This is a genomic window from Peptoniphilus sp. (genome assembly GCF_022767005.1).
GTDB lineage: Bacteria > Bacillota > Clostridia > Tissierellales > Peptoniphilaceae > Peptoniphilus_A.
In genome coordinates, this window is sequence record NZ_JALEOV010000055.1 from 1 (window position 1) to 11,567 (window position 11,567).

General features: G+C 27.1%; 13 protein-coding genes. 4 read left to right on the forward strand and 9 right to left on the reverse strand.

Going from position 1 to position 11,567, the window contains the following annotated elements; genetic code table 11:
* Positions 1-29 precede the first annotated feature (29 nt).
* The 3 genes from rpmF to MR285_RS04415 all read right to left on the reverse strand — a co-directional run bounded on the left by rpmF (position 30) and on the right by MR285_RS04415 (position 2,013).
* Entirely contained in the window at positions 30-212 is a 183-nt protein-coding gene (gene rpmF / locus MR285_RS04405; RefSeq protein ID WP_019107039.1) for a 50S ribosomal protein L32, read from the reverse strand.
* Positions 213-214: 2 nt separating this feature from the next.
* The gene (locus MR285_RS04410) at positions 215-745 is read right to left on the reverse strand and encodes a DUF177 domain-containing protein (protein ID WP_293558419.1); all 531 of its coding nucleotides are present in this window, start codon (positions 743-745) and stop codon (positions 215-217) included.
* 71 nt (positions 746-816) lie between these two features.
* Complete coding sequence (locus MR285_RS04415) at positions 817-2,013, reverse strand: acetate kinase (protein ID WP_293558421.1); 1,197 nt, start codon at positions 2,011-2,013, stop codon at positions 817-819.
* Between the two features lie 101 nt (positions 2,014-2,114).
* Here MR285_RS04415 and MR285_RS04420 point away from each other — a divergent pair, with 101 nt between their 5' ends.
* On the forward strand, positions 2,115-3,254 hold the full coding sequence (locus tag MR285_RS04420) for a nucleotidyltransferase (RefSeq protein ID WP_293558423.1): 1,140 nt from the start codon (positions 2,115-2,117) through the stop codon (positions 3,252-3,254).
* A gap of 411 nt (positions 3,255-3,665) precedes the next feature.
* Here MR285_RS04420 and MR285_RS04425 read toward each other — a convergent pair whose 3' ends face one another.
* The 6 genes from MR285_RS04425 to MR285_RS04450 form a co-directional block, all read right to left on the reverse strand.
* Positions 3,666-4,262 (reverse strand): response regulator transcription factor, encoded by a 597-nt coding sequence (locus MR285_RS04425; protein WP_293558425.1) that lies wholly within the window; start codon positions 4,260-4,262, stop codon positions 3,666-3,668.
* Positions 4,240-5,301 (reverse strand): histidine kinase, encoded by a 1,062-nt coding sequence (locus tag MR285_RS04430; RefSeq protein ID WP_293558427.1) that lies wholly within the window; start codon positions 5,299-5,301, stop codon positions 4,240-4,242. The genes MR285_RS04425 and MR285_RS04430 overlap by 23 nt, the downstream gene beginning before the upstream one ends.
* Before the next feature lie 104 nt (positions 5,302-5,405).
* Positions 5,406-6,044 carry a hypothetical protein gene (locus MR285_RS04435; protein ID WP_293558429.1) on the reverse strand — a complete coding sequence of 213 codons (639 nt, stop codon included), beginning with the start codon at positions 6,042-6,044 and terminating at the stop codon, positions 5,406-5,408.
* Positions 6,035-6,748: a beta-carotene 15,15'-monooxygenase gene (locus MR285_RS04440; RefSeq protein ID WP_293558431.1), complete on the reverse strand. Its 714-nt coding sequence runs from the start codon at positions 6,746-6,748 to the stop codon at positions 6,035-6,037. Before MR285_RS04440 ends, MR285_RS04435 begins: the two co-directional genes overlap by 10 nt.
* The gene (locus MR285_RS04445) at positions 6,745-7,407 is read right to left on the reverse strand and encodes an ABC transporter ATP-binding protein (RefSeq protein WP_293558433.1); all 663 of its coding nucleotides are present in this window, start codon (positions 7,405-7,407) and stop codon (positions 6,745-6,747) included. Before MR285_RS04445 ends, MR285_RS04440 begins: the two co-directional genes overlap by 4 nt.
* Positions 7,408-7,991: 584 nt before the next feature.
* Complete coding sequence (locus tag MR285_RS04450) at positions 7,992-8,924, reverse strand: IS30 family transposase (protein WP_293558435.1); 933 nt, start codon at positions 8,922-8,924, stop codon at positions 7,992-7,994.
* A 572-nt stretch (positions 8,925-9,496) separates the two neighbouring features.
* On the opposite strand from MR285_RS04450, the gene MR285_RS04455 reads away from it, so the two are divergent.
* The 3 genes from MR285_RS04455 to MR285_RS04465 all read left to right on the forward strand — a co-directional run.
* Positions 9,497-10,114 carry an SAP domain-containing protein gene (locus MR285_RS04455; RefSeq protein WP_293558437.1) on the forward strand — a complete coding sequence of 206 codons (618 nt, stop codon included), beginning with the start codon at positions 9,497-9,499 and terminating at the stop codon, positions 10,112-10,114.
* A gap of 123 nt (positions 10,115-10,237) precedes the next feature.
* Complete coding sequence (locus MR285_RS04460; RefSeq protein WP_293558439.1) at positions 10,238-10,897, forward strand: DNA alkylation repair protein; 660 nt, start codon at positions 10,238-10,240, stop codon at positions 10,895-10,897.
* Positions 10,898-11,418: 521 nt separating this feature from the next.
* On the forward strand, positions 11,419-11,567 hold a 149-nt coding region (locus tag MR285_RS04465; RefSeq protein ID WP_293558441.1), incomplete at its 3' end, for a ClbS/DfsB family four-helix bundle protein.

Consider the following 11,567-nt stretch of genomic DNA (forward strand, 5'->3'; position numbering starts at 1 on the left):
AAAAAAAGTGAGACCTAAGTCTCACTTAATTATTCAGCTTCTGCAACAATTTCTTTGCCTGCATAGTGTCCACATGATGGACAAACTCTATGAGGTAATTTCATTTCATGGCAGTTAGGACATTCAACTACTGTTGCTTTATTTAATCTGTAAGAAGATGCTCTTCTCTTATTCTTTCTTTGTTTTGAAGTTTTTCTCTTAGGTACGGCCATTTCTACACCTCCTCATCTTTAAATAAATCTAATAACTTTCCAAATCTTGGATCAATTTTCTCTTCAGAAGATTCTTTTTCACAATAACAAGTACCTTCGTTAAGATTCTTGCCACAATGCGGACAAAGACCTTTACAATCTTCTCTACACAAATTTTTTCCAACAATAGATGTAATAATTTGTGAGAAAATAATCTCCGAAAGATCTACGGAATCATCAGTAATTTTAAAATACTCGTCTACTGAATCATCGTCATATAAACTAGTGTCTTTAAAATTGTAAGCAATGTAACTAGTCTCTTTTTCTTTTATAAATTCTTTGAGGCACCTGTCACAAGTTGCTTTAAATTTGTAGGAAATATTTAGACAAAGTTCTAATTCCCCTGTCAAATCATGAATATATCCATTGTACTCTATTGGATAGATGAGATTTAGATCTTCTAAACTCAAATCCGTGTCATTTTCCTCTAGGCTACCATCGAAGTTTAACCTAACATCATCAGATGACAAAAAAGCACTAAGATCTAATTTCATATACTCACCTCAAAAATACATACAAATTATTATAACTTTTTACTTTTTAAATGTCAATACTTATTGCAAAATTATGCGTTAACAAGTTCCTTAGTATCTCTTGCAATCATAAGCTCTTCATTAGTTGGGATTACAAATATTTTTATTGAAGAATCGTCAGCAGAAATAAGTTTATCTTCGCCTCTTACATTATTTCTTTCTGGGTCAATTTTAATTCCTAAAGATTTTAATCCATTAACAATTGATTCTCTCATTTCAATTGAGTTTTCGCCAACACCTGCTGTAAATACAATTGCATCAACATGGTCAAGTTCAGTCATATAAGATCCAATGTATCCACGAACTCTTTTTTCAAAAATATCAAGGGCAAGTTTAGCTCTCTTATTTCCTTCATCTCTTGCAGCTTCAATATCTCTAAAGTCACTTGATACTCCGGAAATTCCAAGTACACCAGATTTTTTATTGATTAAAGTGTTAATTTCTTCAGTAGAAAGATTTTCTTTTTCCATAATAAATGGAATAATAGCTGGGTCTAAATCGCCACATCTAGTTCCCATTGCAAGACCTTCAAGTGGAGTAAAACCCATTGAAGTGTCAATGGATTTACCATTTTTTACTGCACAAATACTTGAACCATTGCCAAGGTGACAAGTGATTAAATTAACTTCATTTACATCTTTTCCAAGCATTTCAGCTGCTCTATTAGTGATGTATTTATGGGAAGTTCCGTGGAAACCAAATCTTCTGATTTTATATTTTTCATAATATTCGTATGGAAGTGCATAGATGTAGCTTTCTTCAGGCATAGTTTGATGGAAAGCTGTATCAAATACTGCAACTTGTTTAACATTTGGAAGAAGTCTTTGACAAGCCTTAATTCCCATAATGTTTGGTGGATTGTGAAGAGGAGCTATTTCAACATTGTCTTCAATTCCCTTTAAGACTTTTTCATCAATTACAACAGATTTTGCGAAGTCTTCGCCACCGTGTACTACTCTGTGGCCTACTGCGTCAATTTCCTCAAGTGATTTGATTGCACCATATTCTTCATTAGTTAGAGATTCCATTACAAGTTCCAAAGCTCTTTTGTGGTCTTGCATTGGAGTTTCAATAGTTTTCTTTTCTTTACCTATTGTTTCATGTTTAATTCTTGAGCCTTCAATACCAATTCTCTCAACTAAACCCTTTGCCATCAATTCTTCAGTTTCCATATCAATTAATTGATACTTAAGAGAAGAAGATCCGCAATTAATTACTAATATCTTCATATTTCCTCCTCATGTTTTTAAAATTCATTAAATATAGTATAATAACTAATAATTAGTTTATAACAGATGTAGACATTAGTCAATAATTGGAGTTTTAAAATATGAAAATTGCTTCTATAATTGCGGAGTACAATCCCTTTCACAATGGTCACGCATATCAAATACAAAAAATAAAAAATGAATATTCAGATTATATAGTAGTCATAATGTCTGGGAATTTTGTCCAAAGAGGCGAGCCTGCCATAATAAATAAGTTTGAAAGGGCAAAAATCGCCGTAAATAATGGCGCAAGCCTTGTTTTAGAGCTACCACTAATCTATTCAACATCAAACGCAGAAATATTCGCTCATGGCAGCATAAATATTTTAAATTCCATGGGTATTGTCCATAGACTTTACTTTGGCTGCGAAGATAATTCTATAATTTTAAAAAATTTATTAAAAAAAATTAAGGAAAACCTAAATGATTTTAAAATAAAAAAATTCTTAGATGAGGGAAACTCTTTTATAAAATCTCGCGAGCTTGCCATGGACTTTTTATCTCAAGAAGAAAAGGAAATTTTAAAAAAGCCAAATAACATCTTAGCACTTGAGTACATTAAAAGTTTAGAAAAATTAAATTCAAGAATAAAGCCCTGTTCAATCGAAAGAAAAAATATAAACCACAATGATGACTTTTCAATTGGCAAATTTGCATCAGCATCTTATATAAGAAGCCTTTGCTATAATAAGGAAGATGTAAGTAACTTTATACCACATTATGAGCTAAAACCCGAAAACAATTTAGAAAATTATTTTGAAATCTTTAAATACAAAATAATTTCAGAAGAAATAAATTTCAAAAATTATTTTGACTATGAAGTAGGCTTAGAAAATAGAATTTTAGAAAATCTAGATTCCAAAAATTTTGAAGAACTTATAGAAAAAGTCCACTCAAAAAGACATAGCAAATCGAGGATAAAAAGACTTATGCTTGAAATTCTCTTAGACATAAAAAAAGATGAAATAAAAAAATCCTTTGAAGAACCCTACACAAGAGTCCTTGCTTGTGACGAAAGAGGCATAGAAATATTTAAAAAATCAAAAAACAAAAATAAAATTTATTCCTTTAAAAGCTTCTACGATAAATCTAATGGAATAATAAAAAAAATGCTAGAAAAAGAAATTCTCGCAAGCAATATATACAATATAAAAAACGGAAAAATAAATACGGACTTTACCACAGAAGTCTACAAAAAATAAAACTCTCATTCAATTTCTTGCTTTAATGAGAGTTTTTTAACTTAAACCTAATCTTTAGTTTCACTTCTTGCTCTATTATAAATATTTTTAAATCTTATATCAAAAATTTAAAACTAAATAAAGCATTAAGGTATAATAAAAACAGCTTAGATTAATTTTTCTAAGCTGTTCGCATTTTAGAGCATTGTTTTTATCTTTGATTTAAAGACAATTTTAACTTATTCTCATAAATTCTATCTCTTTTTCTTTTTTTAATTTTTAATAGACAATTTATTTTTTATCTAAATTTTCTAATTTTTTTACCCGAAATTCTCAATATGCTTTCTCTCAATTCATTAGGTATTATATTTAGCTGACTAAATATGCTAAATTTATAATTAAATTGCCAATAATTAAATGTCTTTAAAATCTTTACATAATTGGATTTATGTATCCTATCTCCATTGCCTTGTTATAGGCTTCAAGTGCATTTTTTGTGCCTAGCTTTTCATATATATTTGCTATGTGATTGTATAGGGTTCTCTCACTTATAAAAAGTTTTTTTGCAATCACTTTTTTATTTTCTCCCTTTATTAATTCTCTTAGAACCTCAACTTCTCGTTCTGTAAGTGGATTGGCTATAAAAACTAATTTATTATTTATTTTTCCAGAGTTGACTTCTTTTAGCCTAAAAACTAATTCTTCAATTTCTACGGATTTATTTATAAAATCCTTTACTCCTAATTTGAATGCCCTATCTTTATAGTTGTCCATGTCGTATGATGATAAAATTACTATCTTTTGATTTTGATTTTCTTCCGTTATTTGCTTTACTATATCAAATCCAGTTTTTTCATTCTTGAGATTAATATCTATTAACAATATGTCATAAACATCATTTTTCAATTTTTTAAAAAATTCATCAATATTTGTGGCATAAGAGCAAAGTTCAATTTCTTCTTGTTCTTCTAAAAGAAGCTTAATAGATTCGCCGAATAATTTATGGTCATCTAATAAAAGAAGTTTCATTTCTCACCTCCAACTTTACTTTTGTAGAAAGCAAATCTTTGTTTAAATCATATTTTATGTTTCCAGCATTTGAATTTATTAAAATTTTAAGTAATAAAATGCCTCTTTGTGATTTTTTTATTTTTTCATAATCTTCTTCATTTGTTCCGTCACTTTCTAATTCCAAGACGATAAAATCATCTTTGATACTTAACTTATAGTTCAAAAATGTAGCTTTTGAATGCTTGTAAATATTATTTATCAATTCTTTTGATATTATTGAGATAAATCTAGTTAATTTTTTATTATTTTCTTTTAATAGTTTTTCATCAATCGTCTTTTGTACTTTTATTTCTTTTTCTGGATATAATGATGAAATATTGAAAAATATTCCTTCAATAGATATATCAATATTTACATCTTCAAATAAATTTGCATGGTAAAATTTCATCATTTCTCTTAACCGTTTTTCCAAATTAATGAGAATTTCCCTTGCATGATTTATGTCTGAGTTTTTTAGTGAAAGGTAATTTCTCGCAGCAAATATATCTTGAATTATCTCATCATGAATAATCCTTGCAAATTCATCTCTCTCATCTTCCATATATTCAGAAAGATAAAATAAATTATATGTATTCTCATATATATTTTCCCTATCCTTTATATATATTATAAAGAAAATCTCCATTATTAAAAAAATAATTTGGAAAAATAAACAAGCCATCATAGTATCAATGTTAAACAAATATATAATTATAAAAGAGAAGATTACCATTCCTATGGTAAATTTTTGTGCTGATGCTTTATTAATTGGCAAGATATTAATATCTTTGATAGATCTATCTATTATAAATTTTTTAATATAGGTCAATGTTGATATAAAACTTACAATTCCAAGGATTAATTTAAAATTTATCTTATCAACCAAGATTAGAGCTATGGGCAATAAAGAAGTTATTAAAGAAAATTTTGAAAATTTTATTGGAATATTTTTATTTGATAATTCCGTATATATAAATGAATATAATGTGAAAAATAAAATAATAGAAACTGCATTCAAAAATGGGGCACCTTTTATTATCAAATTGGTTTTAAAAAGAATTCCCCAAAATAAAATTATAAGTAAGTGAGCTAAAGCAATTTTTTCTAATTTCTTATACATATCTAATAGTAGCTAATTACAATCCTTTCTTTATTTGTTTTTATACTCAAAAATATGAGAATAATTGTGAATATAGTTATCTTTAAAGCTAAATATAATTCTATCATATTTGTAAAATAATAAAGTAAAAAACAGATTCCCATAATTACCATCATTGATAAAATCAACTTTATTTGAAGTCCATTTAATTTATTTATATTTATTGTATATAAAATCATCATAACTACTATTGCACTTTCAAAAATAATTGAGAAAAAAAGATTCACTATTATTGGTGCTGAGATTTTTATTTTCAGTAGGATTAGTATTATACTTGGAGCAAGTATAACAAAAGTAGCTATCATTATGGAAATCATATATTTTACAATGAGTTCTTTTCTTGTTAAACCATTTGCAAGGATAAACTCAATTTTTTTACTAATCTTATCACCTATTAGGGTGGATTTTGCAAGTTCTATAAAAAACACAATATACAAAATTAAAAAGCCTTCAATTTTCATAAAGTTAGCAATACTTGTACCCTCATTAATATCTCCCAAAAAATAAGAAATAAAGGTGAAAAATATTGCCATTATGCACATTAAGATTGCGTTTTTATCTAATAGATTTTTTATATCTTCTCTAATTAAGTTTATGACCATGTCCCCTCCTTGTTTATAATTGATTCATTATTAATTCTCGCTAGATTAATTATTGAAAAAATCCCAAAAGTTAAAAGTAAAATTATATTGATTCCAACTATCAAATAAATTAAATTTACATCGTATTTATCTAATAGATTTAAAATCTTATTAGAAAAGGAGCCTACAATGTATATAAAAAGTGTAGTTCCAAAAAATACTAAATTTTTGAAAAATTTAAAATTTTTTCTGGATAAAGAAAAAATATTTAAAAATAAAATTTCAAAATAAAGCATAATTACAGTCGATATATATATTCCTACAATCCATTTAAAATCTTTTTTAAAATCATAAAGATAGTATGTAAAGAAAAATAAGAAAAATGGAAGGATGGATGAAATTCTCCACATCTCTATTGTATATGCCCTAATAATATTTTTTATATTTATTCCTGATGCTATTATAAATTCAATTCTTTTGTTTAATTTATCTTTTACAGTTAGGTTAATTATCATAGAGTTTGCTGTTATCTGTGTAAGACCCACTATTAAAACATAGAGCATTAAAAGTACATAGGAAGTTGACTTAGATTCAAAAACATTTTTATATAGCAAAAAAGAAAATCCCAAAACAATAATCATACACACTATTATATTTAATATTATGTCCTTATCTCTAAACAAATAATATCTACAAGCTTTATTAATATTCATATTATTTCTCATTTTATTCCCTCTTCTATAAATAACTCTTCTAAACTTTCCCCTCCTATTTCAGTAATATTTTTAGTGAAGAGTAGTTTTCCATTTTTAAGCATTGAAACTCTATCTGCCACCTTTTCAATTTCATCAAGGTCATGACTTGTAATAACAATGGTCTTGCCTTCTGTTTTTAATACTTTGATGAGTTTTCTAATTTCCACTCTTGATATTGGGTCTACTCCACTTGTTGCTTCATCTAAAAATAGGATCTCCCTATTCATCATTACTATAATTAATAAAGAAAGTTTTCTTTTCATCCCCTTGGAATAAGTTGAAACATTTCGAGTTAAATCCTTTGTGATTTCTAATAAGTCAGAATATTTTTCATAATTTTTAAGCTCATATCCAAAATATAAGCCATATATCCTAATGTTTTCAATCCCAGTCTTATCTTCATACAAGTAGTCATTTTCAAGAAGCATGGCATATTTTCCCTTAACTATTACTTCCCCTGAATCTTTATTATAAAGTCCAGTTAAATTTCTTAAAAGAGAAGTTTTACCAGATCCATTAGGTCCAATTATAGCGTGTATAGTATTTGTTTCTACTTCAAGGTCAAAATCATTAAAAAGATTTTTTTCTTTAAAATTTTTAGTTAGACTTTTCACTTCAATTATGTTCATACTCCCACCTCCTATTTGGATAATAAAATATTTTAAAATACAATTCATGAGTAAATACTGCAAACTTAAATAAAAAAAGCTTCTAAGATTTCTTTTAAAACCTTAAAAGCTTTTTACTTTTTCTTATCCTATTAGTCTAAGAGCAATAAGTATAATTATTTTATTGTGTGCTGAGATTGGATTAAATATTTTTTGAAAAAAATTTTTTTAAATATATAGATATTAAAATTCCCACTATAAAGGAGCTTAGGCTGACATAACTATAAGGTGTGCCATCTAAAAAATAAAGGATAAAGAATATATTCCACCCCAATGGAAATAATAAAATATATCCCCAAAATAATTTTTTATTTTTAAAAATTAATGGCATTAAAATTAGTACAGGAAGAGAGAATGGACTGAGTAGATAATAATTTAATGTCGCTATAAGTCCATATAAATGATTTGTGTCCACAAATAATATAGGAATACAAGCTACTATTATTATAATAAATAAAATTCTAATTATCATATTTTTCATTTGATATTACCCTCTTTCAGTAATATTTTTTATTTATGATGAATTGCAAATAATATTGCGACACTTACTCTAAACTAAGTTCGTGCATAAATATTTCAAATGGAGTTTGATAATTTAAACATTTTCTAGGTCTATTATTAAGCTCCATTATATTTTTTATCAACTCTTCTATATCTATCTTAGCTAAATCTGTTTTCTTTGGATAATATTCTCTTAATAATCCATTTGAGTTCTCATTAGTTCCTCTTTGCCATGCTGAATATGGATCAGCAAAATAGAATTCTATACCCATATCTTCAATTTCTTTATAACAAGCAAATTCCTTACCTCTATCTGATGTAAAACTTTTTAAAGCATATTTGGGTAATGCTTTTATTAACTTTTTTACAGCTTCAAGCATTGAATCTTTACTTCTATCCTCCATTGGTAAAGCTATATAGAATCTTGATTTCATTTCAACAAATGTTGCTAAGCATCCTTTGCTTTTACCTCTTGATGATACAACCGTATCTAATTCCCAATGACCGAATTCTAGTCTTTTCTTTATCATTTTTGGTCTTTTTCTTATAGAAGTTCCAATATTAAATCGTCCTCTAGTCTCCTTAATTTTTCTTGATTTTCCTTTTCTTCTAAGTTTACTAATTTCAAATTTAATTGCACCTGTATAAAGCCAATTATAGATGGTTTTAAAACAAACAACACCTTTTAAAACAGTAGCAGAAATTTGTTCGGGAGACCATTTTGAATTCAACTTTTCAACTATACTTTTTTTTAATCGATTATTGATTTTAGTCTTTCTGCCTTTAAGCAAAGCTTTAGACTTATAATCTTTATTTGCTGTTTCAGCTTTATAATTATCTTCGTATCTTTTAAGCTCTCTGGAAATTGTTGAATGGTGAAACCCTAAAATTTTCGATATTCTTCTAGAAGAATATCCTTCTTTGTGTAAAACCTCTATCTTATTTCTTTCATTTAGTGTAAGATATTTGTGACTCATATTAACCGACCTGTGTGTTTTTGTCGTTATTAACATTTTACACGAAGTTAGTTAATATGAGTTTTTATTTTTTGTTTAGTGTCGCATTTAATTTTACAACTTATCAATTATAAAAAATTAATATGTGCCTTTTTATTTAAGATAAAAATAAGCAGAACAAAATTTTAACCCTGCAAACAAAATTCAGAAGAAGAAATTTCTTTTAGGTAATTAAGATTTAACCAATGGATCAAGCAAGCGATGAGATTGATGACAATGGACAAGAGGGACCATGTAAATTATGACATTTGGCAAAAGCAAGACGATATCCAAACAACTGAAGGTAAAGTTTTTATCCAGTACTTAGATGGATTAAGGATATATCTTCATAGGAACAGCCAGCTGGAAATATAAGTCAGACAAAGAAAATTCACAGAAAAAGATTGACGGAGTTATTGCCATAATTATGCACTTGATAGGGCTATTATATGCAGAAATGATACCAGTGAATCTATTTATGATGACAGAAGACTAATTGTTTTTTAACTGGTATAATAAAAAATAGTTATATGAGATGTTATGAAGGTGATTATATGAGAGAAAGCAGACCAGATTTTAAAGATATAAAAACATTTGAAGAATTTAATACATATTATTGGTTTCGAGAAGAACTTTCACAAATTTGTAAATCTCTTGGACTAGAGTGCAGTGGCACAAAAAAGGAACTGAATCATGTTATAGAAGAATATTTCAAAGGCAATAAAATAGAGAAATCTTCAAGGAAAGTAAATAAGAAAAAAATAGACGTAATAACTCTAGATACTTCATTATTTGAATGTGGATTTTCATTCAATCAAAAATTTCGAAACTATTTTTCAGAAATAACGGAAACTAGATGCTTTAAATTTAATGCTGATATGGCAACGGCTTGGCGAAAAGTGAAAAGAAAGAACGATGAAAATTTTACCATTAAAGATATGCTAGATGTTTATTATGGAGAGTCAGACTATGCCAAGTATGATAATTCAGCTTGTCAGTGGAATCAATTTCTAAAAGACTTTTGTACAGATGAATGTAGCAATAATTATTCTAATAAATTAAAGGTTGCAGCTATACTCTGGAAAGAAATCAGAAATTCAAAAAATGAAAAAATTTATTCAAGGGAACTTCTAAAAGAATACGGATACAAAATAGAGGATTACTGTAAGTAAACAACTTTTATTTTGTATAACTGAGACATTTTAACAGTAACTCCTACTTATCGTTAAAAATTATATATCTGTTACCTTATAGTTAATATATGACTTGGCAATAAATTGAAGAGGATAGGAAATATGAATAAGTACAGAAGCATCGAAGAGCAATTTGAAAAACATCGTAATGAAATAAAAGCTATTTCAATGTCAAAATACATGAAAAATAAATTTTTATTTTTTGGTATTGCAACTCCTGAAAGAAGAAAAATCTATAATGAATTCTTGAAAATTGAAAAGAAAAATGGAGTTGTAGATTGGAATTTTTTATTTCAATGCTATAAGAATGAGTATAGAGAATTTCAGTATCTTGTGTATGATTACTTACTTAAAATGAGAGAGTTTTTATTTTATGAAGATATTTCAAAAATCAGGGAATTAATAACAACTAAATCTTGGTGGGATACAATAGATTTTCTTGCACAGGTGATTGGTAACATAGCAATTAAGGATGAAAGAGTGCATCAATTAATGTTAGAGTGGTCAAGTGAAGAAAATATATGGATAAAAAGAACGGCAATAGAATATCAGTTGAGATTGAAAGAAAAAACGAATACTAGAATTCTAGAAAATATTATAATTAATAGTCTTAATACAGATGAATTTTTTATAAACAAAGCGATTGGATGGGCACTAAGAGAGTACTCAAAGACAAATCGGGAGTGGGTAATTAGTTTTATACAAGAACAACAAGATAAAATGGACATATTAAGTGTTAGGGAAGCGAGCAAGTATCTTTAAATTAGAACCAATAATGAGTTTGATTATAATAATTTATGATGACATCAAATATAAGAGTATTTATTAATTGAGATATTCAGGAAGTCTGGAATATGATAACTGACGTAGTAAATTACCGATGGTGCAGAGATTAAAAAAAGCGTTAGAGTGATAAGAATTATTTTATAATAAACTATTTAAGGATAGCCCTACATATTGTTAAAAGGTTCATGTATATTTTTCTATATATGTATAGATTTAGTTGATACACTTAGGAGCAGTCAATTCACGTGGGAAGTAGAAATTACTGCATTGTTAGTAAAATAGTAGGTTAAAATTATGAAAAATTAAAAGAAAACACAAACTCATCATTGATAAAGGAGATAAAGAAGCTACCATAGGTGCATAGGCATTGCTACTGGATTATAAGTTCGTATATAATATTAATTCTTGAGCGGCATTATTGCTTTTCGCAAGTTATTAATGATAAAATAGGCTTAATTAAATCAAGTTATATAAATTAAAAGTTTTAGAGGTGAATTTTGCGCGCATATGAAAATAAAGAGGAACTCAAAGCTGAAATAAATAAGACCTTTCAAAAATATATTTCAGAATTTGATGACATTCCAGAAAATTTAAAAGATAAGAGAGTTAATGAAGTTGACAGAACTCCAGCGGAAAATCTTGCTTA

Excerpts from the sequence above, each read along its gene's own strand:
- MR285_RS04410 (WP_293558419.1), bottom strand. The coding sequence starts at position 745 with ATGAAATTAGATCTTAGTGCTTTTTTGTCATCTGATGATGTTAGGTTA.
- MR285_RS04425 (WP_293558425.1), bottom strand. The coding sequence starts at position 4,262 with ATGAAACTTCTTTTATTAGATGACCATAAATTATTCGGCGAATCTATT.
- MR285_RS04460 (WP_293558439.1), top strand. The coding sequence starts at position 10,238 with ATGAATAAGTACAGAAGCATCGAAGAGCAATTTGAAAAACATCGTAAT.
- MR285_RS04420 (WP_293558423.1), top strand. The coding sequence starts at position 2,115 with ATGAAAATTGCTTCTATAATTGCGGAGTACAATCCCTTTCACAATGGT.
- MR285_RS04445 (WP_293558433.1), bottom strand. The coding sequence starts at position 7,407 with ATGAACATAATTGAAGTGAAAAGTCTAACTAAAAATTTTAAAGAAAAA.
- MR285_RS04455 (WP_293558437.1), top strand. The coding sequence starts at position 9,497 with ATGAGAGAAAGCAGACCAGATTTTAAAGATATAAAAACATTTGAAGAA.
- MR285_RS04450 (WP_293558435.1), bottom strand. The coding sequence starts at position 8,924 with ATGAGTCACAAATATCTTACACTAAATGAAAGAAATAAGATAGAGGTT.
- MR285_RS04440 (WP_293558431.1), bottom strand. The coding sequence starts at position 6,748 with ATGAGAAATAATATGAATATTAATAAAGCTTGTAGATATTATTTGTTT.
- MR285_RS04435 (WP_293558429.1), bottom strand. The coding sequence starts at position 6,044 with ATGGTCATAAACTTAATTAGAGAAGATATAAAAAATCTATTAGATAAA.
- MR285_RS04415 (WP_293558421.1), bottom strand. The coding sequence starts at position 2,013 with ATGAAGATATTAGTAATTAATTGCGGATCTTCTTCTCTTAAGTATCAA.
- rpmF (WP_019107039.1), bottom strand. The coding sequence starts at position 212 with ATGGCCGTACCTAAGAGAAAAACTTCAAAACAAAGAAAGAATAAGAGA.